This window comes from Kocuria sp. CH-021 (assembly GCF_049716185.1).
Classification (GTDB): Bacteria; Actinomycetota; Actinomycetes; order Actinomycetales; family Micrococcaceae; genus Kocuria; species Kocuria cellulosilytica.
In genome coordinates, this window is the sequence record NZ_JBNAFK010000002.1 from 102,101 (window position 1) to 126,371 (window position 24,271).

The 24,271-nt window shown below is 73.6% G+C and carries 23 protein-coding genes and 1 tRNA gene; 3 read left to right on the top strand and 21 right to left on the bottom strand.

Going from position 1 to position 24,271, the window contains the following annotated elements; all coding sequences use genetic code 11:
• Positions 1 to 7 precede the first annotated feature (7 nt).
• The 4 genes from ACPYN7_RS01775 to ACPYN7_RS01790 form a co-directional block, all read right to left on the bottom strand.
• Positions 8 to 424 (bottom strand): DUF6578 domain-containing protein, encoded by a 417-nt coding sequence (locus ACPYN7_RS01775; protein ID WP_424346515.1) that lies wholly within the window; start codon positions 422 to 424, stop codon positions 8 to 10.
• 165 nt (positions 425 to 589) lie between these two features.
• Positions 590 to 1,159: a dihydrofolate reductase family protein gene (locus ACPYN7_RS01780; RefSeq protein ID WP_424346516.1), complete on the bottom strand. Its 570-nt coding sequence runs from the start codon at positions 1,157 to 1,159 to the stop codon at positions 590 to 592.
• A 39-nt stretch (positions 1,160 to 1,198) separates the two neighbouring features.
• Positions 1,199 to 1,432, bottom strand: coding sequence for a hypothetical protein (locus ACPYN7_RS01785; RefSeq protein WP_424346517.1), 234 nt, complete (start codon positions 1,430 to 1,432; stop codon positions 1,199 to 1,201).
• 175 nt (positions 1,433 to 1,607) lie between these two features.
• Positions 1,608 to 1,681, bottom strand: a tRNA-Leu gene (locus ACPYN7_RS01790).
• A gap of 288 nt (positions 1,682 to 1,969) precedes the next feature.
• Between ACPYN7_RS01790 and ACPYN7_RS01795 the strand changes: the two genes are divergently transcribed.
• Both ACPYN7_RS01795 and ACPYN7_RS01800 read left to right on the top strand, forming a co-directional pair.
• Positions 1,970 to 2,215: a hypothetical protein gene (locus ACPYN7_RS01795; RefSeq protein ID WP_157571383.1), complete on the top strand. Its 246-nt coding sequence runs from the start codon at positions 1,970 to 1,972 to the stop codon at positions 2,213 to 2,215.
• A gap of 188 nt (positions 2,216 to 2,403) precedes the next feature.
• Entirely contained in the window at positions 2,404 to 3,036 is a 633-nt protein-coding gene (locus tag ACPYN7_RS01800) for a hypothetical protein (RefSeq protein ID WP_424346518.1), read from the top strand.
• Between the two features lie 119 nt (positions 3,037 to 3,155).
• On the opposite strand, the gene ACPYN7_RS01805 is transcribed toward ACPYN7_RS01800, so the two are convergent.
• The 17 genes from ACPYN7_RS01805 to ACPYN7_RS01885 all read right to left on the bottom strand — a co-directional run bounded on the left by ACPYN7_RS01805 (position 3,156) and on the right by ACPYN7_RS01885 (position 23,664).
• Positions 3,156 to 4,565, bottom strand: a complete 1,410-nt coding sequence (locus ACPYN7_RS01805; protein WP_058874374.1) for an NAD(P)/FAD-dependent oxidoreductase — start codon at positions 4,563 to 4,565, stop codon at positions 3,156 to 3,158.
• 75 nt (positions 4,566 to 4,640) lie between these two features.
• Entirely contained in the window at positions 4,641 to 6,104 is a 1,464-nt protein-coding gene (locus ACPYN7_RS01810; RefSeq protein WP_424346519.1) for a S8 family serine peptidase, read from the bottom strand.
• 31 nt (positions 6,105 to 6,135) lie between these two features.
• On the bottom strand, positions 6,136 to 7,086 hold the full coding sequence (locus tag ACPYN7_RS01815) for a Ppx/GppA phosphatase family protein (protein ID WP_058874372.1): 951 nt from the start codon (positions 7,084 to 7,086) through the stop codon (positions 6,136 to 6,138).
• A gap of 83 nt (positions 7,087 to 7,169) precedes the next feature.
• On the bottom strand, positions 7,170 to 7,766 hold the full coding sequence (locus ACPYN7_RS01820; RefSeq protein WP_058874371.1) for a DUF501 domain-containing protein: 597 nt from the start codon (positions 7,764 to 7,766) through the stop codon (positions 7,170 to 7,172).
• An 8-nt stretch (positions 7,767 to 7,774) separates the two neighbouring features.
• Positions 7,775 to 8,578, bottom strand: a complete 804-nt coding sequence (locus tag ACPYN7_RS01825) for an FtsB family cell division protein (protein WP_424346520.1) — start codon at positions 8,576 to 8,578, stop codon at positions 7,775 to 7,777.
• Positions 8,579 to 8,704: 126 nt separating this feature from the next.
• Positions 8,705 to 9,988 (bottom strand): phosphopyruvate hydratase, encoded by a 1,284-nt coding sequence (eno, locus tag ACPYN7_RS01830; RefSeq protein ID WP_058874369.1) that lies wholly within the window; start codon positions 9,986 to 9,988, stop codon positions 8,705 to 8,707.
• 186 nt (positions 9,989 to 10,174) lie between these two features.
• Complete coding sequence (locus ACPYN7_RS01835) at positions 10,175 to 10,909, bottom strand: MazG nucleotide pyrophosphohydrolase domain-containing protein (RefSeq protein WP_424346521.1); 735 nt, start codon at positions 10,907 to 10,909, stop codon at positions 10,175 to 10,177.
• On the bottom strand, positions 10,906 to 12,030 hold the full coding sequence (locus ACPYN7_RS01840; protein ID WP_424346596.1) for an adenosine deaminase: 1,125 nt from the start codon (positions 12,028 to 12,030) through the stop codon (positions 10,906 to 10,908). Before ACPYN7_RS01840 ends, ACPYN7_RS01835 begins: the two co-directional genes overlap by 4 nt.
• Before the next feature lie 44 nt (positions 12,031 to 12,074).
• A complete protein-coding gene (locus ACPYN7_RS01845; protein ID WP_424346522.1) occupies positions 12,075 to 13,835 on the bottom strand; it encodes a hypothetical protein in 1,761 nt (586 codons plus the stop codon).
• Positions 13,836 to 13,924: 89 nt separating this feature from the next.
• Positions 13,925 to 15,232: a thymidine phosphorylase gene (locus ACPYN7_RS01850; protein ID WP_424346523.1), complete on the bottom strand. Its 1,308-nt coding sequence runs from the start codon at positions 15,230 to 15,232 to the stop codon at positions 13,925 to 13,927.
• 18 nt (positions 15,233 to 15,250) lie between these two features.
• Positions 15,251 to 15,667 (bottom strand): cytidine deaminase, encoded by a 417-nt coding sequence (locus ACPYN7_RS01855; protein ID WP_424346524.1) that lies wholly within the window; start codon positions 15,665 to 15,667, stop codon positions 15,251 to 15,253.
• Positions 15,668 to 15,674: 7 nt separating this feature from the next.
• Positions 15,675 to 17,126 carry an ABC transporter permease gene (locus ACPYN7_RS01860; RefSeq protein WP_424346525.1) on the bottom strand — a complete coding sequence of 484 codons (1,452 nt, stop codon included), beginning with the start codon at positions 17,124 to 17,126 and terminating at the stop codon, positions 15,675 to 15,677.
• A complete protein-coding gene (locus ACPYN7_RS01865) occupies positions 17,123 to 18,400 on the bottom strand; it encodes an ABC transporter permease (protein WP_424346526.1) in 1,278 nt (425 codons plus the stop codon). The genes ACPYN7_RS01860 and ACPYN7_RS01865 overlap by 4 nt, the downstream gene beginning before the upstream one ends.
• Entirely contained in the window at positions 18,397 to 19,929 is a 1,533-nt protein-coding gene (locus tag ACPYN7_RS01870) for an ABC transporter ATP-binding protein (RefSeq protein ID WP_058874362.1), read from the bottom strand. The genes ACPYN7_RS01865 and ACPYN7_RS01870 overlap by 4 nt, the downstream gene beginning before the upstream one ends.
• A 104-nt stretch (positions 19,930 to 20,033) precedes the next feature.
• Positions 20,034 to 21,143 carry a BMP family lipoprotein gene (locus ACPYN7_RS01875; protein ID WP_424346527.1) on the bottom strand — a complete coding sequence of 370 codons (1,110 nt, stop codon included), beginning with the start codon at positions 21,141 to 21,143 and terminating at the stop codon, positions 20,034 to 20,036.
• Positions 21,144 to 21,249: 106 nt separating this feature from the next.
• Complete coding sequence (locus ACPYN7_RS01880; protein WP_058874360.1) at positions 21,250 to 22,497, bottom strand: amidohydrolase; 1,248 nt, start codon at positions 22,495 to 22,497, stop codon at positions 21,250 to 21,252.
• A 39-nt stretch (positions 22,498 to 22,536) separates the two neighbouring features.
• Complete coding sequence (locus tag ACPYN7_RS01885; protein ID WP_058874359.1) at positions 22,537 to 23,664, bottom strand: mannose-1-phosphate guanylyltransferase; 1,128 nt, start codon at positions 23,662 to 23,664, stop codon at positions 22,537 to 22,539.
• Between the two features lie 225 nt (positions 23,665 to 23,889).
• On the opposite strand from ACPYN7_RS01885, the gene sdhC reads away from it, so the two are divergent.
• On the top strand, positions 23,890 to 24,270 hold the full coding sequence (gene sdhC / locus ACPYN7_RS01890) for a succinate dehydrogenase, cytochrome b556 subunit (RefSeq protein WP_058874358.1): 381 nt from the start codon (positions 23,890 to 23,892) through the stop codon (positions 24,268 to 24,270).
• The last annotated feature ends 1 nt before the right edge of the window (position 24,271 follow it).

Here is a 24,271-nt window from a genome sequence, read left to right on the forward strand (position 1 = left end):
GCCAGGACTAGTCGTCGGGCACGTAGACCGGCAGCACTGCGTCGTCGGCGACCTCCAGCTGCACCCGGTAGGCCAGCACCTCGTGCTCCCTCGTGCACCCCGGCAACTGCGTCCCGGCGCCGGGAACGGCGTCGAGCTCCACGGCCACTTCGCTGCCGGGTCGGATGATCATCTCGCCGGGGTTCGCACCCTCGTCGAAGGCGTAGTGCAGGGCCTGGGCGGAGCGCACGACGCCGGTGACCGGCAGGTGCGGTACGTGCTCGGGCGTCTGGTCGTGGTGCTCCGCCCAGTACCCAGGCACCGGCCGGCCGCTGTCCTCGCCCGGGTCGCGGGCCACCAGCTTCCAGGTGACGGTCGAGCCGATCCGGAACGGCTCACCGCAGCACTGCTGCTCCCACTCGCGCAGCTCCACTTCGATCACCATGGCGTGAACCTAGCAGGGCCGCGCCAGGCAACGCTTGCCCTGTCCGCTACCGACACCTCTGGGTGATGCCCCATCGATATGTCCGTGCGCTCGGGGCATGGGCAACGCGACCCCGAGCCGTCGTTCCGTCGCGCGGGAGCGGCCGACGTGCCAGGACAAAACACGTCAAGCCGGAACTCGCGTGGGCCGGTATCGCTGGGCGACCGCCCCCGACCGGAACTCATGGCGGTCCACGAGCTCGAGCTGGATGCGCTCGCGCAGACCGGCGAGCAACGTCGGCCCGTGTCCGGCAAGGACCGGCTGCACCACGAACTCGTACTCGTCGATCAGTCCCAGATCCGCCAACGCCGTCGGGAGCGTCACGCCACCCACCCACAGGCCCTCGCCTGACTCCTGCTTGAGCCGCTCGACCGCTGGCCCCACGTCGCCTCGCACCAGCTCGGCGTTCCAATCGACCTCGCTCAGCGTGCTCGACACGACGTACTTCTTCACCTGGTCGATGGCCTCGGCGAACGGGATCTCCCACTCATCCATCCAGTCCGGCCACGTGCCCGTGACCGGCTTCCGCCACGCCGACTCCATCATCTCGTAGGTCACCCGGCCGAACAGCAGGGCATCGGCTCGCTCCATCTCAGCGGTCCAGTAGCGCATCGACTCCTCGTCCGGGGGAAGCCCGGCCTCGTGATGGCAGCAGCCGTCGAGCGTGACGTTGATCGAGTATCGAAGTGGTCTCATTCCGTTGTTCTCCTCTGCTGTGGCGCCGGCACGGTTGTCTCAGCGTTCGGCCCGCTCCTCGAGCTGCAGGCTGAGCGATCTCAGCACCAGCCGGTTGAACGCGACGGCTCCGACCGCGACAACGAGCAACCGCCACAGGAGGATCGGCTCCTGCGGCACCGATGCGAGAGCCACTGGCATCACCGCGAAGATCACGGCGGCGATCGGGATGCGGATGCGCCACGGCATGAACCGGGTGAACTCCGGTGTCCCCCGCTCCGCTCGATCGGTCATGCCTCATGATCGCCGACCACGCCGGCCGGGGGTAGACCCGGCGCCCGGCAGGGCGGGTGTCCCCCCGTTGGTGTTCGAGCACGAAGTGCTCCCTGCGCGGCGGGCAGACGTCGGCCAACCCGAGTTGGGCACTCGGTCCAGCTTCCAACTGCCGCGGAATACCGCGGTTGTAGCGTGCCCCCAGTCAGACTCGAACTGACACTGCGCGGATTTTAAGTCCGCTGCCTCTGCCGATTGGGCTATGGGGGCCGGGGCCGGCCACGTCACCGGGCCGCCGCCCCACCCTATCGTTTCCTCCCTGTCACCTCACCGGTCCGGGCCCGCGCCGGCGGGAAATCCCGTCTCGTCGACCGGGCCCCGGATCCAGTAGTCTGGCACCGTGGTCGAGCAGCCGGCCGCGACGTCCTCGTACCCGCAGGAGGCTGCCCCCGTGCACCACCCCCTCCCCTCGTTCCACCGGTTCCCCCCTGACGACGGGCACCGCCCGGCGCCCGCCCCGGCCCGGTCCATCCCGGCACTCCGCGGGACCACAGCAGCATGAGCGAGGTCGTGGCCCCGCCCACCGGCAGGACCTATCTGATGCCCGACGACGCGTTCCCGGCCGATCTCACCGAGCTGTCCCTCGCCGAGCTGCACGTCCTGCACAGCAGGGTCGGCCGCCAGCTCGACCGGGAGTACCTCGGTGACGCGGCCGGAGCACATCCGGTCACCCTCGAGCGTCACCAGGAGCTGACCGTGGAGCTCGACGCCCGCGAGATCGCCCACCCCGAGCGCACCGTCTGACGGACGAGGGAGCCGGCCGGGGACGACGGTGCGGAGGGTGAGCGCCCGGACGGGCGCGCTCCGGCCGCTGACGCTCTCCGCTCCGAACTGCAAATCATGCAAAGCACTGGTCAGCGGGCGAGCGGCGGCCTAGCCTGGGAACGGGTCGAGCAGCCGGCCGCACCGTTCCCGGTCGAGAGGTTGCCCTCATGAACCCCCAGCTCGCTCCGTCCCCGCCCCTGCCGCCGGTGGCGCCCTCGGCGCCCGACACGTTCCTGTCCCCCGCGGACCCGTTCCCCTCCGCCCTCGCGGAGCTGGATCTCACCGAGCTGCAGGTGCTGCACAGCCGTGTCTGCCGCCGGCTCGAGCAGGAGTACCTCACCGATCCGGACGGTCCCCATCCCGTGACGCAGGACCGCTGCCAGGAGCTGGTGGCCGAGCTCGACACCCGTCAGCAGTTCCTCGCCCCGCCGGTCCGTCTCACCGAGGTGCCGTCCGGATCGGAGCCGGCGCCCGGGGAGGAGCCTGCACCCGAGGAGATGACAGAGCGCTCGGGCGGGCCCTCGCCGGCACCGGAGTCGGCACCCTCGATCGTGCTTGTTCCCGGGAGCGAGCCGCCGGCCCGGGAGGCCGTCGGGACCGGCGAGGTGCTGCACGACCTGGGCGAGCTGCGCCCCGGGGACCGGATCGAGGTGTGGCAACAGGGCCTGCTGCACTGCCGGGGCACCGTGGAGGAGGTCTGCCCGGCCCTGGGCGTGGCCTGGATGCGCGAGGCCGGGGACGGCTACCGGCGGATGGTCCACGCCCACGACAGCGAGCTGCGCCGGATCCCCTCCACCTGAGGCCGACCGCCGGCCGGGCCAGGACCTCCGGTCGGCCGGCCCGGAGCACCGCGCCCGGAAACGGCTCGACCCCGCCTCGGCACACGGCCGGGACGGGGTCGAGCAGGGCACGGATCGGGTCAGAGGTTGGCCTTGCGGGGGGCCGGGGCCTTGCCGGCCGCGACCTGGAACCGCGTGCGCGGATCCCGCTCGTGGCGCAGCGTGGTGGTGTCCCGGCCGAACACGAAGTTCAGGGCCCACTCGGTGAAGACGCGGGCCTTGCGGTCCACGGTGGGGATCGCGTAGCCGTGGTAGAGCCGGTGCATGGCCCAGGCGGCGACGCCGGAGAACTCGAGGCCCTTCTCGGGCAGCCCGGGGAGGTTCTTGATGCTGGCCACCCCCTTGTAGAGCCCGAGCCCGGCGACCGCGCCGAGGTTCTCGTGGTAGTAGTCCTCGAGCGGCTTGCCCGCGCGGGCGGCCAGGATGTTCTTGACCATCGTGTGCGCCTGGCGCACCGCGTGCTGGGCGTTGGGGACGCAGAACCCGCCGACTCCCCCGCCGGTCAGGTCCGGCACCGCGGCGACGTCGCCGGCGGCCCACGCGCCCTCGAGGGGCCCGTCGTCGCCGGTGATCCGCAGGTCGGCCCCGGCCCGGACCCGGCCGCGATCGTCGAGCGGGAAGTCCGTGGACTTGACGAGCGGGTTGGCCTGCACGCCGGCGGTCCAGATCAGCGTGTCGGTGCCGAACTCGCCGGCCGGGGACTTGTCCTCCATGTTGACGAGCTTCAGGTGCTTGTCCACCGCGGAGTCGAGGGACGTGTTGAGCAGCACCTCGATGCCGCGGCTGCGCAGGTGCGCCACGACCTTCTCCGCACGCTCCTCGGAGACCTCGGGCATGATCCGGCCCATGGCCTCGATGAGCACGAAGCGCAGGTCGGAGACCTGGAGCCGCTCGTTGCGCTCGACCGCGCTGCGGGCCATGTCCTCGATCTCGGCGATGGTCTCGGTGCCGGCGTAGCCGCCGCCGACCACCACGAAGGTCAGCGCCCGGCGCTTGGCCTCCTCGTCGGTGGTGAGGGAGGCGACCTCGATGCGCTCGAGCACCCAGTTGCGCACCGCCACGGCCTCCTCGATGGTCTTGAGGCCGATGCCGTTCTCGGCGAGGCCCTCGATCGGGAAGGCGCGGGTGACGGAGCCGCCGGCGACGACGACCTCGTCGTAGGCGAGCTCGAAGGTCTCGCCCTCGTCGATGCCCTTGACGGTCGCGGTGCGGTTGGCGTGGTCGACCCCGAGCACGTGCCCGGTGACGATCTCGCAGTCCTTGAGGTGCTGCCGGTGGGGCACGACCGCGCTGCGGGCGGAGACGTTGCCGCCTGCCACCTCGGGCAGGAAGGGAAGGTACATCATGTACGGGTTGGGATCCACCACGGTGACGACTCCGCCGGAGTCCTTGATCCGCTTCTGCAGTTCCTGCGCCACGGTGAAGCCGACGTAGCCTCCGCCGACGATCAGCAGGCGAGGACGGTCCTTGGCCAGTTGAGTGAAAGACATGCCCCCGAGTCTACTCAGAACGCTGTCGATATCAGTCCTCGTGCGGGGCGCCCCCAGCGTGTTCCCGCGCACGCCTCAGGAGCGGCCCTCCGGCCCCTCCGCCGCGCCGTCCGCCACGATGCGGCGGATGTGCACCACGGCGCCCACGGTGAGGCCCAGCACGAGCAGCCCGAACCCGGCGAGCACCACCACGGGCAGCAGCCCGGTCTCGTCGATCGGGGCGACCGGCTCCGGCGGGGCGACCTCCGCCTCGACCTCCTCCGTGACGGGCGCCGCGCTCTCCGTGGGGCCCGTCGTGGGGGTCGCCGTGGCGCTCCTGCGGTGCACCCGCACCCACTGCTCCATGCTGCCGAGCGGGTTGCGGTCCACCTCGGGGACGTCCTCCGTGAGCGCGGCCTCGACGTCCAGGACCCCGTAGCCGTAGAGCGGGTCCTTGCCCGGCGCCCCGGTGTCCCGGGCGGTGGAGACGATGCGGTTCGCGATCTGGGCGGAGCTCATGTCCGGCCACTTCGACTTGATCAGCGCCGCGGTGCCGGCCACCACGGGCGCGGACGCGGACGTCCCCGCCCAGGAGGCGTACCGGTCGCCGGGGATCGCGCCGACCATGTCCTCCGAGGGGCCCGCCACGGCGATGGAGATCCCCTGCGAGGAGGACTCCCAGCTGGCCTCCCCGGAGCGGCCCACGCCGCCCACCGTCAGCACGCCGGGGATGGTCGCCGGGGCACCGACCTGGACGAGCCCGGAGCCCCGGTTGCCCGCCGAGGCGACCACGAGCACGTCCTGCTCCTCGGCGTAGAGGAAGGCCTCGTCCCAGCTCTCGGGCCAGGAGGTGGCGTTGGAGCCCACCGACATGTTGATGACGTCCGCGCCGTTGTCCACGGCCCACCGGACGGCGTCCGGGAGCTGCTCGTCGACGCTGCGGACCTCCGGGCTCTCGTTCCCCAGCCACGTGGACACGGCGAGCACCTCGGCGTCCGGGGCCACGCCCACGATGCCGGCGGGCCGGCCGGGGGCGTCGTCGTCCCGCCCGCCCGGGGCCACGTGCCCGCGGCCCGCGGCCACGGACGCCACGAGGGTCCCGTGCTCCGGCTCGGTGCCGAGACCCTCCTGGCCGTCGGCGGCACCGCCCCCGGAGACGTCGGTGCCGCCGACCACGGCGCCCTCGAGGTCCTGGTGCGAGCCGTCCACCCCGGTGTCGATGACGGCGATCCGCACCCCTTCCCCCGTGGACTCCTTCCAGGCCTCGCGCACGCCGTACTCGTCCAGCCAGTACTGCAGGGGGCGGATCCCGTCCTCGGCGATGCGGGAGGTGTCCGGGGCGCGCGTGGCGCCCTCGCTCGGCACGGGCGCCACGCTCACGGGGTCCTCGAGCGGGATGCTCGGGGCGGGCCCGGGCACCGCGGGACGGGCCTCGGCGGGCCCCGCCCCGGGCAGCGCCAGCGCGCCGGCGCCGAGCACGGCCGAGGCCGCGGCCACCGCACCCCACCGGGTGAGGGTGCGGTGGCGCGGGGAACGACGGCGGGATGCGCTGGAAGACATGTGTCCTTCCGGGTCGGGGGGTCCGGGCGGGTCAGCCGACCTGGGAGAGGGCGATCCCGTCCAAAATATCGTGCTCGCTCGCGATCGCCGAGTCCACCCGTCCGCCGGTGGCCGCCCCCACCCGCTCGACGATCCGCCGCCACACGAGGGCGCCGCCGCCGATGACGTCGACCCGGCCCTCGTGCATGTAGGGCAGTGCCGCGCGCTCCGCGCGGGTCATGCCCGTGAGCTCCCGGCACGCCTGCGCGATCCGCTCCGCCGGCAGCTCCGCGCCGTCGATCGCCGCGGGGTCGTAGGCGGACAGCCCGAGGGCGTGCGCGGTGACGGTCGTGATGGTGCCGGCGACGCCCACGAGGTGGGTGGTCTCGGCGAGGGGCACGCTCTGCAGGACCACGTCCACGGCGTGGTCGACGTCGCGCAGCACCGCGTCCTGCTGCTGGATCGTCGGCGGGTTGGAGCCGAGGTGGCGCTCCGTCAGGCGCACGCAGCCGATGTCCATGCTGCGCTCGGCGAGGACCCCCTGGGCGTTGCCCAGCACGAACTCGGTCGACCCGCCGCCGAGGTCGATCACCAGGACCCGGTCCTCGGGATCGGCCCCGCCCACGGCCGCCGAGGCGCCGCGGAACGACAGCTCCGCCTCCTCGTCGCCGCTGATGACCTCGGGGGTCACGCCGAGGCGCTCGCGGATCCCCGCGAGGAAGACGTCCCGGTTGCCGGCGTCGCGGGTCGCGCTCGTGGCCACGAAGCGCAGCTGCTCCACGTCGTGCTTCTTCAGCAGCTTCGCGTACTCGTCCGTGGCCGCGAACGTGCGCTCGAGCGCCGCCTCGGCGAGCCACCCGGTGGCGTCCACGCCCTGGCCCAGGCGGACCACGCGCATCTCGCGCACCACGTCGTCGAGCACCGTGCGGCGGTGCTCCTCCCGGGTGTCGGCGATGAGCAGTCGGATGGAGTTCGTGCCGCAGTCGATGGCGCCTACACGCATGGGGAGTCCTCGGGGTGTCGGGGGCGGGTGGGTCTCGGGCCCGCGCCGGGCGGGGCCGCCGCGGCGGGCGCCGCGGGTGGGTCTCAGGCCTCGCGCCAGGCGGGGTCGCAGTGGCAGGCCTCGGGCGTCCACCACTCGGCGATCGCCTCGAGGGTCTCGTCCCCGAGCGGGTTCACGCCGGGCCCGGCCGCGAGCGCGTGGCCGGCCAGCACGTGCAGGCACTTGACCCGCACGGGCATGCCCCCGGCGGAGATGCCCTCGATCTCGGGGACGGGCCCGGTGCCGGCCTCGGCGCCGATCCGCGCGCGCTCGCGGAGGTAGTCCTCGTGCGCGGCGCGGTGGGCGGCGGCCAGGGCCTCGTCCGCGGCGATGCGGTCCGTCATCTCGTACATCAGGCCGGCCGCCTCGAGCCGGGACACCGCGGCCGTGATGACGGGGTGGGCGAGGTAGAACACGGTGGGGAACGGGGTGCCGTTGGCCAGCCGGGGGGCGGTGGCCGCCACGAGCGGGTTCCCGCACGTGCAGCGGGCCGGGATCTCGACGACGTCGCGCACCGGGCGCCCGAGCTGCCGGGAGAGGACCTGCAGGTCCAGGGCCGTGGGCTCGACCGTCTCGGCCGTCACCCCGAGCCCCCGGGGGGCGGGTCGGTCGCCGGGCTCGTGTCCGTGCTGGGGGTTCACGCCGTTCCTCACTCCGCGGGGCTGCCGCGGCTGTCCGTCGCCGCGTCCTGCGGCGCGTCGGCCCCGTCCGCCGGGGCGGCCGGGACGGTCTCGTCTGTCGGTTCCGTCTGCTCTGTCTGTGCTGTCCGCCCGGCGGCGCCGGGCTCCTGGGCCGTCCCGGACTCCCCGGGGGCGGCGGGGCCGCCCGGCTCCTCGGCGGAGTCCGTGCCGCCGGCGTCCGTGCTGTCGGCGTCCGTGCTGTCGGCGTCCATGCCGCCGGGCTCCGTGTCCTCGGCGGCCGCGGTGCCCGCCACGGGGCCGGCGTCCTCGTAGGCGGAGGCCACGACGGACTGCCAGAGGGCGTCCACCCACGCGGGCTTCTCGGCCTCGACCTGCGCCGCCGAGGAGTCCACCACGGCGCCGTCCATCTCCTCGGCGCCCACCACGAGGTAGGACCGCTCCCCCGGCATGACGTAGAGCAGCCGGTCCCGGGCCCGCTGCTGGACGTAGGTCTCGTCCGACCACTGGTCCACCTGGTCCTCGAGGGAGGCCTTCTGGGCCTCCATGTCGGCGATGGCGCGCTCGAGCTGGGCGATCTCCGCCCGCTGCTCGAGGAAGATCTTGGTGGTCGGCGCCGCCAGGAAGACGATGAGGACGGCCACGAGCGTGAGGACCAGGAACCGGCCGCTGAAGGTCCGCGCGGGAACGGGCGACCCCACGGCGCTGGACCCGCCGCCGGATCCGCCGGCAGGCCCGGCGTCGCGCCCGCGCGTCCCCTGCGCGGCGTCGCGCCCGCCGAGCAGGCGGGTGGTGCGCGGGCGGGGAGCGGGCATGCTGACCTCACGGGGGAAGGGCGGGGACGGGGACCAGTGTAGCGCTCACGGGTGAGCGGCCGCCCGGGGACGGCCGCTCACCCGCACGACGACGGACCGGCCCGGCCGGTCAGCCGCCGTGGCTCGTCACTTCGCGGTGTAGCGCGGGAACGCGGAGGCGCCCGCGTAGCGCGCGGCGTCCCCGAGCTCCTCCTCGATGCGCAGCAGCTGGTTGTACTTGGCCACGCGCTCCGAGCGGGCCGGGGCCCCGGTCTTGATCTGCCCGGCGTTGGTGGCCACCGCGATGTCCGCGATCGTGGTGTCCTCGGTCTCGCCCGAGCGGTGCGAGATCATGCAGTGGAACATGTGCCGCTGGGCCAGGGAGATGGCGTCGAAGGTCTCCGTGAGGGAGCCGATCTGGTTGACCTTCACGAGCAGCGCGTTGCCGGCGCCCTCCTCGATGCCGCGGGAGAGCCGCTCCGGGTTGGTGACGAAGAGGTCGTCGCCGACGATCTGCACCTGGGTGCCCACGGAGGCGGTCAGGGTCTGCCAGCCCTCCCAGTCGTCCTCGTCCAGCGGGTCCTCGATGGAGACGATCGGGTAGTCCCGCACGAGCTCCTCGTAGTAGGCGGTCATCTCCGCGGCGGTGAGCTGCTGGCCCTCGAAGCTGTACTTGCCGTTCTCGAAGAACTCGGAGGAGGCGACGTCCAGGGCGAGCGCCACGTCGGTGCCCACGGTGTACCCGGCCTTCTCGATCGCCTCCGAGATGAGGTCGAGGGCGGCGCGGTTGGACTCGAGGTTCGGGGCGAAGCCGCCCTCGTCGCCGAGCCCGGTGGCCAGCCCGCGCTCCTTGAGCACGGCCTTGAGGGAGTGGTAGACCTCCACGCCGGTGCGCAGCGCCTCGGAGAAGGTCGGGGCGCCGATCGGGGCGATCATGAACTCCTGGATGTCCACGTTGGAGTCGGCGTGCGAGCCGCCGTTGAGGATGTTCATCATCGGCACCGGGAGCACGTGCGCGTTGGGCCCGCCCAGGTACTTGTACAGCTCGAGGTCGGAGGCGTTCGCGGCGGCGCGGGCGACGGCCAGGGAGACGCCCAGGATGGCGTTGGCGCCGAGGCCGGCCTTGTTCTCCGTGCCGTCGAGGTCGAGCATGGTCCGGTCGACCAGCCGCTGGTCGGTCGCGTCGAGACCGATCACGGCCTCGGCGATCTCCTCGTCGACGGCCTTCACGGCGTCGAGGACGCCCTTGCCGAGGTACACCTTCTGGTCGCCGTCACGGCGCTCGACGGCCTCGAAGGCACCGGTCGAGGCGCCCGAGGGCACCGCCGCCCGGCCGTAGCTGCCGTCCTCCAGCAGCACCTCGACCTCCACGGTCGGGTTGCCGCGGGAGTCGAGGATCTGGCGGGCGTGCACTGCGGTGATCATGGCCATGGGTTGCTCCTGACGTTGGTGCTGGGCTTGTCGCTGTCGTGGGTGGTGCGGGTGCGGCGGGTCGGCCGGGGCTCCGGTGCCGGGCACCGGCCGAGGTCCCGCTCCGGCGGGGCCGGGCACCCCCGGCGGCTCCAGCCTAGCGACTCGGCGCCGGAGGCCCGCGGTGGGCGGCGGCGCGTGACGGGATCAGTGCCCGTCCCGGGCCGCGGCGTACGCGCGGGCGGCCCCGCGCAGGGCCCGCTCGGCGTCGAGGCCGCGGGCGGAGGCGGTGCGCACGAGCGCGAACAGCGCCGCGCCCAGCTCCTCCTCGGTGTCCGGGCCGCCGGGCTCCTCCGCGCCGGGGGCCGCCGGCTCGAGGCCGTGCTTGCGGGCCCGCGCCAGCGTCTTCTCCGCGAGGGCGAGGGCCGGCAGGTGCGGCGGGATGCCGTCGAAGGGACCGGTCCGCTCGGGCTTCTCCGCCCGTTTGAGGTCCTCCCAGCGGGAGTGCAGCTGCTCGAGGGAGTGCTCCCCCGCCACGTCCCCGGTGGCCCCGGGGTCGAAGACGTGCGGGTGGCGGCGGACCAGCTTGGCCGTGATCGCCTCGAGCACGTCCGCCACGTCGAAGCCGCCCTCGGCGCGCGGGCGCTCCTGCGCGACCCGGGCGTGGAAGACGACCTGGAGCAGGACGTCGCCGAGCTCCTCGACGAGCAGCCCGGCGTGCGCCGCCGGACCGCCCTCGGCCTCGACCGCCTCGACCACCTCGTAGGCCTCCTCCACGAGGTAGCGCACGAGGGACTCGTGGGTCTGCTGCCCGTCCCAGGCGCAGCCGCCCGGGGAGCGCAGCCGGTCCATGACCGCCACGAGCTCCGCGAAGCGCTGCGCGGTCTGCTCCGGGACGCCCAGTCCCGCCGCGACGTCGTCCGTGCCGTGCCCCTGGCTCATGCGTGCATCCCCTCGAAGCCGTCGGTGATCATCCCGTCCAGGGCGGTGCGGTCCTCGAGCGGGAGGAACGCGGCGGCCGCGGCGTTGCGCTGCAACCGCTCCAGGTCGTCGAGCCCGTAGCCGAAGTGCGCCACGAGGAGTGCCAGCTCGTCCGTGACCGTGGTCCCGCTCATGAGCCGGTTGTCCGGGGAGACGGTCACGGTGAAGCCGGTCCGGTACAGCATGTCCACCGGGTGCCGGTCGAGGCTGCCGCCGAACGCCGCCACCGCGCCGGTCTGGAGGTTGGACGTGGGGCACACCTCGAGGGCGATGCCCCGGTCGCGGACCCACTCGGCCGTGCGCCCGAGGTCGACGACGGCGACGTCCGCCAGGTAGTCGATGTCGATGTCCTCCGCGATGCGCACCCCGTGGCCCAGGCGCAGGGCGCGCCCCGTGGCCAGGGCGTCCCGGATGGACTCGATGCCCGCGGCCTCCCCGGCGTGCAGGGTGACGGGCATCAGCTCGTCCGCGAGCAGCTCCAGGGCCGCGCGGTGCCGGGCCGGCGGGAAGCCGTCCTCGGGGCCGGCGAGGTCGAACGCCACCACGCCGCGGTCCCGGTTGGCGACCACGAGGCGGGCGACCTCCAGGGAGCGCTCGGCCTGGCGCATGGCGCACAGGATCTGGGTGACGGACACGATGTGGCCGGCGTCCTCCGCGGCGAGCACCCCCTCCGAGAGGCCCAGCCGCACGGCCTCGACGGCCTCTGCCATGGACAGCCCGCCCGCCGTGTGCTGCTCGGGCGCCCACCGCACCTCGGCGTGGACCACCCCGTCCGCCACGAGGTCCTCGACGTACTCCCGGGCGCAGCGCACGAGCGCCTCGGGGGTCTGCATCACCGCGACCGTGTGCTCGAAGGTCGCCAGGTAGCGCAGCAGGGAGCCGGAGCCGGCGCTCTCCCGCATCCACCGGCCCAGCGCCGCCGGCTCCTCGACCGGCAGGCGGTGCCCGGCGGCGGCGGCCAGCTCGACCACGGTGGCCGGGCGCAGGGCGCCGTCGAGGTGGTCGTGCAGGCACACCTTGGGCAGGTCGCGCAGGACCCGGTCCGGCACGCGGCCCGGGTGCCGTTCGGCGGCGGTCAGCATCACGGTCGGGACGGCCCCTGTCTCGGTCGGTGTCTCGGTCGGTCTCAGTAGTTCCAGTCCTGCAGGGCCTCGTTCATGTGCTGCGGGATGTGCGCCCCGGTGCGGGGGTACATGCGCAGCTCCTCGAGGTAGTTCTGCGCGGGCAGCCGCTCCTCGTAGCGCACGAAGGCCTCCTCGTCCGCGTAGTCGAAGTTCACCTCCGGGGGGATGCCCGGGCGGAAGCGGAACATCATCGCGAGCGGCGCGCCGTTGCCCTCCACGTAGGACTCGTCCTTGAGCTCCTGCACGTGCAGCAGCTCCTCGGGGATCAGGTCGAAGGTGCGGCGCTGGTCCCAGAAGCCGTTCTTGCGCACGTGCGTGAGCGCGTCGTAGTACGTGCCGAGGGCACGCACCCGCACGAGGACGGTGGAGACGTCCATGGCCGTGCCGTCCTCGCCGAACAGCCGCCGCTGGGCGTCGCCCAGCCGGCGCAGGACGTCGACCTCCTTGAGCACGAGGTTGCCCTCGGCCAGCTTGTCCTGGGACGGCCGGTCCGGGGTCCCCGCCGGCGCCCGGTAGGACGGCGAGACGTCGGTGGAGACCGCGGTCTCCGGGGCGGAGGAGCCGTGGTCGTCCGCGGTGGTGCCGGCGGCGGCCGCGGCGGCCGTCGCGGCCGCCGCCCCGGTGGGCGCGGGCGGCTCGACGTCCTCGTGCCACTCCTCGTGGTCGACGTGCTCGGGGACGTCGTGGTGCGCGGTGCCGGCGCGAGGGGCCTCGTCGGGGCGGGTGTCGTGGTCGGGGGCGCGCTGCTCGTCGTCCGCCCGGCCCGCCGGGCCCTCCGCCGCGGCGGCGGGCTCCGCCGCGGCGGACGCCTCGGGCTCCGGGACCCCGGTCCGCTCGGGTGCGGACACGTCGGCCGGCTCGGACGCAGGGACTGCGGCGGCACCGGCCGCGGAGGACCCGGCCCCGGCGGCAGCTGCGGCCGCGGGGAGCCCGCCGCCCGCGCGCTCCGTGCCCGGCGCCGTGGGCCCGTCGGCGACGTCGGCGGAGTGCTGCTCGCCGGCGGCCCGTGCGTCGGCGGGCTGCGGCTCGCCGGCAGTCCGCGCGTCGGCGGCGTGCTCCGTGCCGGCGGCGCGCTGCCCGCCGCCGGTCCCGGCGTGACCCGGCGCGGGCCGGCCGGACCGCCAGGTCCGGACCTCCTCGCCGCCGTCGGGGAACCCGTAGGTCGTCACCACGGGCCGGACGCCGTCCTGCTCCGGGCCCACCTCGATGCGGGCGCTCTGCCACGCGCCGCGCGGCGAGGACATGGCCTCGCTGTAGAGGTCGGCCACGGGGTCGAACAGCGGCGAGTCCTGGTCCACGGTGCCGGACTCCACGGAGGGGTCGGCGCCGCCCACGGACTGCTCGGTCTGGTGCGTCATGGTGTTGCCGCGCTGGACGAGCGTGAGCACGGCGCGGTCGGCCCCCCGGGACGTCAGCCGGTCCACGAGGAAGGGCAGCGGCCCGCGGTCCGGCAGCGGCCGGGGCTCCTCGGTGCCCTGCTCCCCGGTGCCGTGCTCTCCCGTGCCGTGCTCCCGCGGGCCCAGCTCCTCGGGGCCGCGCCCGTCGGGGCGGCGGGGACCGGTGTCCTGGCCCCCGGTGCTCTGGTCCCCGGCGTCACGGGCGCCGGTGTCCCGGGCCTCCGTGTCGCGTCGGTCGGGGCCGGCGGTCGGGTCGGCCGGCTGCTCCGGCCGGCCGGTCTCGCGGCGCGGCGTGCTGTCCTCGGTGTTCTTCCGGAAAATGCCTCGCAGACCCAACTGGACCCACCCTTCCGAGCGTGTGCGCACGCCCTCGGTTCTCGTTTCGCGCTGGTTCTCTCCGCAGTATAGGCGGGCCCCCGGCCCGTCCTCGGTGCGGTGTGCCCGGCGGGCTGCCCTCAGCGCACGGTCTCCAGGACCACGGCGCGGTCCGGGCGCGCGGCCGGGGCCTCCGGGGCGATCACGGCGGCGCCCTCGAGGGCCTGCCGGGCCCGCGCGAAGCGCTCGGGGGTGTCCGTGAGCAGGGTCAGCAGCGGCTGCCCGGCCCGGACGGTGTCCCCGGGCTTGGCGTGGAGCAGCACGCCGGCGCCGGCCTGGACCGGGTCCTCGCGCCGGGCCCGGCCCGCCCCGAGGCGCCAGGACGCCGTCCCGATCCGGAGGGCGTCGAGCTCGGTGAGCACGCCGTCGGACTCGGCCACCACGGTCTCGGACTCCCGGGCCCGCGGCAGGGCGGCGTCGGGGTCGCCGCCCTGGGCGGCGACCATGGCCCGCCACACGTCCATGGCCCGGCCGTCCCGCAGCGCCTCGGCCGGGTCGGCGTCGGGCATCCCGGAGGCGGCGAGCATCTCCGCGGCGAGCGCCACGGTGAGCTCGACGACGTCGGCCGGGCCGCCGCCGGCGAGCACCTCGACGGACTCCTGGACCTCCACGGCGTTGCCGACCGCCAGGCCCAGCGGCGTGGACATGTCGGTGAGCAGCGCCGTGGTCGTGACCCCGGCGTCCGTGCCGAGGTCGACCATCGTGCGGGCCAGCTCGCGGGCGGACGCGAGGTCCTTCATGAACGCCCCGGACCCCACCTTGACGTCGAGCACGAGCGACTGGGTGCCCTCGGCGATCTTCTTGGACATGATCGAGGACGCGATGAGCGGGACGGACTCGACCGTCCCGGTGACGTCCCGCAGCGCGTAGAGCTTCTTGTCCGCGGGCGCCAGGCCGGACCCCGCCGCGCAGATCACCGCGCCCACGTCCCGCAGCTGGGCCAGCATCTGCTCGTTGGACAGGGCGGCGCGCCAGCCCGGGATCGACTCGAGCTTGTCCAGGGTGCCGCCGGTGTGGCCGAGCCCGCGCCCGGACAGCTGCGGGACGGCCACTCCGAAGACCGCCACGAGCGGGGCCAGCGGCAGGGTGATCTTGTCCCCCACCCCGCCGGTCGAGTGCTTGTCCGCGGTGGCCGAGCGGGCTCCGGAGCGCACGAGCTCCGAGAAGTCCATCCGCTCGCCCGAGGCGATCATCGCCCGCGTCCAGTGCGCGATCTCGTCCCGGTCCATGCCCCGCAGGAAGACGGCCATGGCCAGGGCGCTCATCTGCTCCTCGGCCACGATCCCGCGGGTGTAGGCGTCCAGCACCCACGCGATCTGCTCGGGCGACAGCGCACCGCCGTCGCGCTTGGTCCGGATGACGTCGACGACGTCGAACTGCTCGGTCATGGGAGGTCCTTTCGAGGATCAGAGGTTCTCGGGGCCGAAGGCGTCGGGCAGGACCTCGGCCATGGTGCGCACCCCGGAGACGGTCAGCAGCCGCAGCTCCGGCGCGCGGTGCTCGTGGAGCAGCTGCCGGCACCGCCCGCACGGCATGAGGACGTCGCCGCGCCCGTCGACGCACACGAACGCGACGAGCCGGCCGCCGCCGGACATGTGCAGCGCGGAGACCAGCGCGCACTCGGCGCACAGGGTCAGCCCGTAGGAGGCGTTCTCCACGTTGCACCCGGAGACCACCCGGCCGTCCTCGGTGAGGGCGGCCGCGCCCACGGGATAGTGCGAGTACGGGACGTAGGCGTGCTCTCGGGCGGCCACGGCGGCCTGCCGCAGCCGGTCCCAGTCGATCCGGTCCGTTCCGCCGCCGGCGGGCTGGTTCTCGTGCACGGGGCGCTCACTCCTTGGTGTAGGGCTTGCCGATGGCCGCCGGGCCGCGGGAGGTGCCCACGAGCCCGGCCACGGCGAGGATGGTGACCACGTACGGGAGCATGGCCAGGAACTGGCTGGGCACGGGCGTGCCCAGGAAGGACAGGATCGACTGCAGGTTGGACGCGAAGCCGAACAGCAGGGACGCGAGCAGCGCCCCGACCGGGTTCCACCGGCCGAAGATCAGGGCGGCCAGCGCGATGTAGCCGGCGCCGGAGGTCATGTCGCGGGTGAACGCGGAGACGGAGACCAGCGTGTAGAAGGCCCCGCCGAGGCCGGCGACCATCCCGCCCAGCAGCACGTTGCGGAAGCGCAGGGCGTTGACCTTCACGCCGAGGGTGTCGGCGGCCTTGGGGTGCTCCCCCACGGAGCGGGTGCGCAGCCCCCAGCGCGTCCGGTAGAGCGCGAACCACACGAGCGCCACGGCCGCGTACATCAGGTAGCCGATCACGGACTGGTCGAAGACGATGGGCCCGACCAGGGGGATCTCCGAGAGCACGGGCACGGCGAAGCGCGGCAGCCGCGGCGGGGAGTTGAACACGCCCGGGTCCGACTCCAGCACCGTGGCGAAGAGGAAGCCCGTCAGCCCGGACACGAGCACGTTGAGCACCACGCCGACGATCACCTGGTTGACCCGATAGGTGATCGAGAACAGGGCGAGCACGAGCGAGACGAGCCCGGCGCCCAGCACGGCGGCGAGCAGGCCCACCCAGGCGCTGCCGGAGAGCGAGCCGGCCACCGCGGCGGAGAACGCCCCGAACAGCAGCTGGCCCTCGATCGCGATGTTGATCACGCCGGAGCGCTCGCACAGCAGGCCGCCCAGGGAGCCGAAGATCAGCGGGATGGCCAGGGCCACGGACCCGGCCAGCAGCCCGGACAGGGACACGTCGGGGCTGCGGGCGCTGCCCACGACCCACACGAGGAAGCCGCTGACTAAGAAGAAGCCGAACAGCAGCACCGCCCACCGGGGCAGGTGCGCCCCGGTCCGGGCGCGCAGGACCGCGAGGACCGTCAGCCCGGTGAGCACGGCGACGGTGAGCCAGCCCCACAGGACGCCGTGCACCACGAGGTCGGGCACGCGGAAGAGGTCGCCGGCCTCCGAGACGCGGAAGCTCACGGTGTTGTCCGGGGCGTTGAGCCCGAACAGCAGGAGGGCCACGAGGCTCAGCAGGCCGAGGACCACCGGGGTGCGCCGGCTCGGGACGCCCACGACCGCCCCGGCCGCGGAGCTGGACGGCTCGGTCCCGGCCGGCGGGGACAGGGTCGCCGTGGTCGTGCGGCCGGGAGCGCCACCGGCCGTGCCACCGGAAGCGCTGCCGGAAGCCGTGCCGGAAGCGGTGCTGCCGGCCGGACCGCCGGCTGCGCCGTCGGACGACCGGGGCGCCCGTCCGGGGCGCGGTTCCGGGTGCTGCGGGCTCATCCCCGGCCTCCTTCGGTGGTGGCATTGGTGGCAGTCGTGGTGGTGGCAGTGGCAGCGGTTCCGCCCCGGCCGCGGCGGGCGCGGGCCCGTCCGGTGCGCACCAGCGGCGGCAGGGCGATGAACAGGACGATCAGGGACTGCACGACCAGGACGATGTCGATGTTCGTGCCGGTCATCGACTGCATGGTGACGCCGCCGGCACGGAAACCGCCGTAGAGCAGCCCTGCGAAGAACGTGCCCCACGGCCGCGACCGCCCCAGCAGGGCCACCGTGATCGCGTCGAAGCCGAAGGACGCGGCGACGCCCGTGGTCAGGGCACGCTCGGTGCCCGAGATCTGGGCCACGCCCGCGAGGCCCGCGAGCGCGCCCGCGAGGACCATGACGACGACGAAGCCGCGCGTGACGGAGATGCCGGCGGTCCGGGCCGCACGCGGGTTGGCGCCCACGGCCCGCAGCTCGAAGCCGGTCGTGGAGCGCTTGAGCAGCCACGCGACGAACACGGTGGCGAGGATCGCGAGCACGAACCCCCAGTGCAGCCGGAACTGCTCGCCCAGCAGCTTGGGGAACATCGCGCTCTCCGCGACCTGGGGGCTCACCGGGTTGGAGGAGCCCGGTCGCAGGAACGCCGGGCGGGTGAGCAACCAGGCGACGAGGTTCAGCGCGATGTAGTTGAGCATGATCGTCAGGATCACCTCGTGGGCGCCGGTGCGGGCCTTCAGGACGCCGACGACGGCGCCCCACAGCGCTCCGCCGGCGGCCCCGGCGAGCACCACGGCGAGCAGGTGCACGCCCACCGGCAGCTGCCACGCGAAGCCGACCCAGGCCGCGAGGGCCGCGCCGATGAGCAGCTGCCCCTGGGCGCCGATGTTGAACAGCCCGGCCTGGAAGGCCACGGCCACGCCGAGACCGGCCAGGACCAGCGGCGTGGCCACGGTCAGGGTCTCCGCGAGGGGATAGACGCGCTGCGCGAGCGTGGTGCCGTTCGGGTTGTAGACGGCGCCGTAGAACATCGCCTCGTAGGCGGCGGACGCGGCGGCCCACATGGCCGCGAGCGTGTCCGCGGGGCGGGCGAAGAAGTAGCTCGCGGCGTCGGCGACGCGGTCGTCGGTCAGGGCGATGAGCAGCCCGCCCAGGACCAGGGCGGCGACGATCGCGAGCACGGACTGCAGCGCGGAGCCCGTCCACGCGCGCCGGGTGACCCCGGGCGCGACGGTCGTGGGCGGCGGCGCCTCCTGCTGGTCGGCGGCCGCGGGGGCCGTGCCGGTGGCGCTCATGCCCGCTCCTCCGTCCGCGGCGCGGCGGCCTCAGGGGCGGTGGCCCCGGCCATCATCTGCCCCAGGACGTCGCGCGGGGTGTCGGGACCCACGATCCCCATGAGACGGCCGTGGAAGAACACGGCGATCCGGTCGGCCAGCGCGTACACCTCGTCGAGCTCGGTCGAGACGATGAGGACGGGCACGCCCTTGTCCCGCTCGGCGACGATCTGCTCGTGGATGAACTCGACCGACCCGACGTCCACCCCGCGGGTGGGCTGGGAGGCGAGGAACAGCTCGAGGGGCCGGGAGAGCTCCCGGGCGAGCACGACCTTCTGCTGGTTGCCGCCGGACAGGGTCTGCACGGGTGCGTCCACGGAGGGGGTGCGGACGTCGAACTGCTCGACGGCGCGGCGGGCGTTGGCCCGGACCTCGCCCAGCCGCAGGGACGGGCCGCGGGAGAAGCGGTCGTCGCCGTAGAGGTCCAGCACGAGGTTCTCGGCGACGGTGAACGAGCCGACGAGCCCGTCCGTGGAGCGGTCCTCCGGGACGAAGCCCACGCCCGCGTCGAGGACCTGGCGCACCGACCTCCCGAGCAGCTCCGTGCCGCCCAGCCGGATCGAGCCGGTGGCCCGCGGCCGCAGGCCGAGGATCGCCTCCGCCAGCTCCGTCTGGCCGTTGCCCTGCACCCCGGCCACCGCGAGGATCTCCCCGCGGGCCACGTCGAAGCTGACGTCGTCGAGCAGCCGCACGCCGCTGTCCGCGAGCACGGTGAGCCCGGAGACCTCGAGGGCCCGCTCCCCCGGGTCGGCGTCGTCCTTGGCCACGGTCAGGGACACGTCTCGCCCTACCATGAGGGCCGCCAGCTCGGCGGTCGAGGCCTCGGGCGACGTCTGCCCCACCACCCGGCCGCGGCGGATCACCGTGATGACGTCGGAGATCGCCTTGACCTCCCGCAGCTTGTGCGAGATGAACAGGATGGACCTCCCCGAGCCGCGCAGCTGGCGCATGATCTCGAGCAGCTCGTCGGTCTCCCGCGGCGTGAGCACCGCCGTGGGCTCGTCGAGGATGAGCACCTGCGCGTCCCGCACGAGGGCCTTGATGATCTCGACGCGCTGCTGCACCCCCACGGGCAGGTCCTCGACCACGGCGTCCGGGTCCACGTGGAAGCCGTAGCGCTGCGAGATCTCCCGGATCCGGCGGCGGGTGGTCTCCAGGTCGAGGGTGCCGCCGCGGGTGCTCTCCGCGCCGAGGGCCACGTTCTCCGCGACGGTGAACACCGGCACCAGCATGAAGTGCTGGTGCACCATGCCGATCCCGGCGGCCATGGCGTCCCCGGGTCCCCGGAAGGACACCTCGGAGCCGTCCACGAGGATGCGTCCCCCGCTCGGCCGGTACAGGCCGTAGAGCACGTTCATCAGGGTGGACTTGCCGGCCCCGTTCTCGCCGAGGAGGCAGTGGATCTGCCCGGGCTCCACGACGAGGTCGACGTCCTCGTTGGCCGCGAAGGAGCCGAACCGCTTGGTGATGGACTGCAGTTCCAGCTTCATGGTGGGGTGGTCCTCCTCGTGGGCCGTCCGCCGGCCCCCGGGCCGGCACGCCGCCGCCCGGCTGCGGGCGGGCGGCGGCGTGCTGTGGTCGGTGCGGCCCGGGCTCAGGCCTGGGGCGAGTTCTCGGACTCGACCGTGAGCGTGCCGTCGATGATGTCCTGCTTCAGCTGCTCGACCTCGGCCGCGAGCTCCTCGCCCACGGCCTCCTCCTGGTCGTGGTAGGGGGCGATGCCCACGCCGTCGTTGTCGAGGGTGCCGACGTAGGGCTCGTTGCTGAACTCGCCCTCCGCCGCGTTCTGCACGACGTCCTGCACGGACGTGCTCATCTGCTTGAGCACGGAGGTGAGCTGGTACTGCTTGCCCTTCTCGAGGGTCTCGTAGCCGTCGGCGTCGACCCACACGAAGCGCACCTCGTCGCGGTCGCCGCTGTTGGCCTCCACCACGGCGTCGATCGTGCCGAGGGCCGCCTGCCCGGCCACGGGCAGGACGATGTCCGCGCCCTCGTTGACGAAGTTCTGGGTGGTGGTCTTCGCGGCGGAGGTGTCCGTGAAGCTGTTCACGAAGGTGCCGTCCTGGGTGTCCTTGTTCCAGCCCAGCAGCCGGACGTCCTCGCCCTTGGTGTCGTTGTAGTGCTCGATGCCGTCGGCGAAGCCGTCCATGAACACCGTCACGGTGGGGATGTCCATGCCGCCGTAGGTCGCCACGGTCCCGGTGCCGGTGCTGCCCGCGGCCACGTAGCCGGCGAGGAACGCGGCCTCGGCCGTGTTGTAGACGAGCGGCTTCACGTTGGGCAGCTCGATCGAGGCGTCGTCGACGATCGCGAAGTCCGACTCGGGGTTGGCCTCGGCCACGGTCCGGGTGGCGTCGGCGAGGAGGAAGCCCACGGACACGGTCAGGTCGCACCCGGCCTGCACCATGGACGTCAGGTTGGGCTCGAAGTCGGTCTCGGCCTGGGACTCGGCCTGGTTGACCTCGATGCCCATGGACTCCTCGACGGCCTGCAGGCCCTCGTAGGAGTTCTGGTTGAAGGAGCGGTCCTGGAACCCGCCGGAGTCGGAGACGATGCAGCCGGTGAAGTCGGTGGCCTGCTCCTGCGCCTCGCCGCCCTCCTCCGGGGCGGCGCCGCAGCCGACGAGGACGAGGGCGGAGAGGCCCAGCAGCGCGGCGGCCGGGAGCGGGCGGCGTCCTCGGGACGTCCGGGGCGAGAAGGTCATGGTTCCTCCAGGAGACGGGCGCGGCCGGGACGTGAGCCCGGTCACGCGGGAGCGCGACGTGGTGCCACTCTACCCACGGGTAGGCCCGGAGCGCCGGAGGCCGGCGTCAGTCCGACGCGACGTCCGGCCGGGCCTGCCGGGAGTGCAGCCGGATGGCGCGCAGGGCCGTGTTGGCCATGACCTGGATGCCGCAGCCGATCGCCGCCTCGTCCGCCACGTAGTCCGACTGGTGCAGGTCGTAGGTGTGCCCGCCCCGCGTGCGCGTGCCCAGCCGCATCATGGCCCCGGGGACCTCCTGGAGGAACCACGCGAAGTCCTCCCCGCCCATGGACTGGTGCACCAGCACCACCGCGTCCTCGCCGAGCTCGGCGCGGGCGGCGTTCTCGATCAGGGTCGTCTCGACCTCCCCGTTGACCACGGGAGGGACGCCGCGGATGTGCTCGAGCTCCACGTCCACGCCGTAGGGCGTGGCGACCTGGTGCACGACCTCGTCCAGCAGCTTGCCCGCCCGGTGCCACGCGTCGGCGTCGAGGCAGCGCATGGTCCCGGACATGAAACCGGTGGCGGGGATGGCGTTGGGGGCCACGCCGGCGTGCATCTGCCCCCACACCACGGCCACGCCGGAGCGGACGTCGATCCGCCGGGACAGCACGGCCGGGACGTTCACGGCGATCTGCGCCATCGCGTAGACGAGGTCCTGCGTGAGGTGCGGGCGCGAGGTGTGCCCGCCGCGGCCCGTGAACTCGATGCGCACGGTGTCGGAGGCGGACGTGATCGCGCCGATCCGGGTGCCCACCTGGCCGACGTCGACCTTGGGCTCGCAGTGCAGGGCGAACATCCGGGGCACGCCCTCGAGGACGCCCTGGCGCAGCACGGTGAGGGCGCCGCCGGGCAGCTGCTCCTCGGCGGGCTGGAAGACGATCCGCACGGTCCCGGCGATGTGGGCGGTGCGGTGCAGGTCCGCGAGCACCTTGGCCACGCCGACCATCACCGTGGCGTGGATGTCGTGCCCGCACGAGTGCGCCACGCCGTCGTTGACGGAGGAGTACTCCAGGCCGGTGCCCTCCTGGATGGGCAGCGCGTCGATGTCCGCCCGCAGGCCCACGGCGATCGGCCCGTGCCCGATGTCCACGTAGCACCCGGTGTCCGAGAGCCGCACCGGGGCGAGGCCCATGTTCTCCAGCGCGCCCACGATCCGGTCCGTGGTCCGGAACTCCTGGTAGGACAGCTCGGGGTGCCGGTGCAGGTCCCGCCGGAAGGCGATCAGGTCCGGCAGGTACCGCTTGAGCAGGGGGCCGATGGCGGGCGGGAGGCCCGCCTCCAGGGCCGCGGAGGAGGATGGCGCGTCAGACATCTGCCCAGACTACTCCCGGGCGCGCACGGCCCGGGACGCTCACAGGACGTCCGTGTTGCCGCTCTGCTTGAGCGAGGCCACCGCGTCCTTGACGCGCTGCGCGTGCTCGCGCGTGGTCACCAGCAGGGCGTCCTGGGTGTCGACCACCACGATGTCCTCGACCCCGATCAGCGCGATCAGCCGGCCCGTGTCCGAGACCACGATGCCGCTCGAGCTGTCCGAGAGCACGCGGCTGTTGTCGCCGAGGACCGTGACGTCGGGGTCGGTCTCGGGGTCGACGTGGTTGAGCCGCCGGATCGCGGCGAAGTCCCCGACGTCGTCCCAGGTGAAGCTCGCCGGGACCATGGCGACGTCCCCGGCGGCCGCCGCGGGCTCGGCCACGGCGTAGTCGATCGCGATCTTGGGCAGCCCGGGCCACACCCGGTCCACCACCTCGTCCTGGGCCGGCGTGCCCCAGGCCTCGGCGATCTCGGTGAGCCCCGCGTGCAGCTCCGGCTGGCTCGCCGCGAGGTGGCGCAGCATCAGGGACGCGGGCGCCACGAACATCCCGGCGTTCCACGTGTAGTTGCCGCCGGCCACGTAGTGCCGGGCGGTGTCCTCGTCGGGCTTCTCGACGAACTCCTCGACCTGCAGGGCGTGCGGGGCGTCCGCCAGCCCGAGCTGGGCGCCGGCCCGGATGTAGCCGAAGCCGGTGGCCGGGGAGCTCGGCGGGATGCCGATCGTCACGATCCGTCCCGAGGCCGCCGCGGCCACGGCCTCCCGCACGACGTCCTGGAAGGCCTCGGCGGGCTCGATCACGTGGTCGGCCGCGAAGGACCCGACGATCGCCTCGGGGTCGCGGCGCTGGACGAGCATGCAGGCCAGGCCGATGGCCGCGGCCGAGTCCTTCGGGGACGGCTCGAGCACGAGGTCCTCGCCGGAGAGCTCCGGGAGCTGCCGGCAGACCGCGGCGGCGTGCGTGCGCCCGGTCACGACCATGACCCGGCCGCCGCCCAGGCCCGCGAGCCGGTCGTACGTGGCGCGCAGCAGGGAGGAGCCGGAGCCGGTCAGGTCGAGCAGGAACTTGGGGGCGTCGGCCCGGGACAGGGGCCACAGCCGGGAGCCGACCCCTCCGGCAGGGATGAAGGGGTGGAAGTGCGCGAGTGGGGAGGTCACGGACAACACCATACGACCTCGTCCCCGGAAGCCGGGGAAATCGACGTCCGCCCGCGGCGGGAACCGCGCTCCGGCGCGGGACAGGCTGTCAGTAAACAGCGTCCGTGCTGGTATCGTGGGAGGGAACTCGCGCATCATCCGACACAGAGCCGGAGGGCTCCGCTCACGTCGTGCGCAGTGCGAATTCCCGAACATTTCTAGAGCGCACGACGGCGAGCGACTCAGGGAGGTTTTTCAGTGGCGAAGACATCCAAGGGCACCCTGTACCGGGGCCAGGCTCATGGCCAGTGGTCCTGGGTGGCCCATCGCATCACCGGCGTGGCCATCTTCTTCTTTCTTCTGGTCCACGTCCTGGACACCGCGCTCGTGCGGGTCTCGCCCGAGGCCTACAACGCGGTCATGGCGACCTACAAGAACCCGGTCATGGGCCTCGGCGAGGCCGGCCTCGTGGCGGCCATCGTCTACCACGCGTTCAACGGCCTCCGCATCATCATGGTGGACTTCTGGTCCAGCGGCACCAAGTACCAGAAGCAGATGCTCTGGGGCGTCCTGCTCCTGTGGGTCGTCGTCATGGTCCCGTTCCTCATCCGTCACCTGTCCCACGTCTTCGGGGGTTAAT

Excerpts from the sequence above, each read along its gene's own strand:
- ACPYN7_RS01775 (WP_424346515.1), bottom strand. The coding sequence starts at position 424 with ATGGTGATCGAAGTGGAGCTGCGCGAGTGGGAGCAGCAGTGCTGCGGT.
- ACPYN7_RS01780 (WP_424346516.1), bottom strand. The coding sequence starts at position 1,159 with ATGAGACCACTTCGATACTCGATCAACGTCACGCTCGACGGCTGCTGC.
- ACPYN7_RS01785 (WP_424346517.1), bottom strand. The coding sequence starts at position 1,432 with ATGACCGATCGAGCGGAGCGGGGGACACCGGAGTTCACCCGGTTCATG.
- ACPYN7_RS01795 (WP_157571383.1), top strand. The coding sequence starts at position 1,970 with ATGAGCGAGGTCGTGGCCCCGCCCACCGGCAGGACCTATCTGATGCCC.
- ACPYN7_RS01800 (WP_424346518.1), top strand. The coding sequence starts at position 2,404 with ATGAACCCCCAGCTCGCTCCGTCCCCGCCCCTGCCGCCGGTGGCGCCC.
- ACPYN7_RS01805 (WP_058874374.1), bottom strand. The coding sequence starts at position 4,565 with ATGTCTTTCACTCAACTGGCCAAGGACCGTCCTCGCCTGCTGATCGTC.
- ACPYN7_RS01810 (WP_424346519.1), bottom strand. The coding sequence starts at position 6,104 with ATGTCTTCCAGCGCATCCCGCCGTCGTTCCCCGCGCCACCGCACCCTC.
- ACPYN7_RS01815 (WP_058874372.1), bottom strand. The coding sequence starts at position 7,086 with ATGCGTGTAGGCGCCATCGACTGCGGCACGAACTCCATCCGACTGCTC.
- ACPYN7_RS01825 (WP_424346520.1), bottom strand. The coding sequence starts at position 8,578 with ATGCCCGCTCCCCGCCCGCGCACCACCCGCCTGCTCGGCGGGCGCGAC.
- eno (WP_058874369.1), bottom strand. The coding sequence starts at position 9,988 with ATGGCCATGATCACCGCAGTGCACGCCCGCCAGATCCTCGACTCCCGC.
- ACPYN7_RS01835 (WP_424346521.1), bottom strand. The coding sequence starts at position 10,909 with ATGAGCCAGGGGCACGGCACGGACGACGTCGCGGCGGGACTGGGCGTC.
- ACPYN7_RS01840 (WP_424346596.1), bottom strand. The coding sequence starts at position 12,030 with ATGCTGACCGCCGCCGAACGGCACCCGGGCCGCGTGCCGGACCGGGTC.
- ACPYN7_RS01850 (WP_424346523.1), bottom strand. The coding sequence starts at position 15,232 with ATGACCGAGCAGTTCGACGTCGTCGACGTCATCCGGACCAAGCGCGAC.
- ACPYN7_RS01860 (WP_424346525.1), bottom strand. The coding sequence starts at position 17,126 with ATGAGCCCGCAGCACCCGGAACCGCGCCCCGGACGGGCGCCCCGGTCG.
- ACPYN7_RS01865 (WP_424346526.1), bottom strand. The coding sequence starts at position 18,400 with ATGAGCGCCACCGGCACGGCCCCCGCGGCCGCCGACCAGCAGGAGGCG.
- ACPYN7_RS01870 (WP_058874362.1), bottom strand. The coding sequence starts at position 19,929 with ATGAAGCTGGAACTGCAGTCCATCACCAAGCGGTTCGGCTCCTTCGCG.
- ACPYN7_RS01875 (WP_424346527.1), bottom strand. The coding sequence starts at position 21,143 with ATGACCTTCTCGCCCCGGACGTCCCGAGGACGCCGCCCGCTCCCGGCC.
- ACPYN7_RS01880 (WP_058874360.1), bottom strand. The coding sequence starts at position 22,497 with ATGTCTGACGCGCCATCCTCCTCCGCGGCCCTGGAGGCGGGCCTCCCG.
- ACPYN7_RS01885 (WP_058874359.1), bottom strand. The coding sequence starts at position 23,664 with ATGGTGTTGTCCGTGACCTCCCCACTCGCGCACTTCCACCCCTTCATC.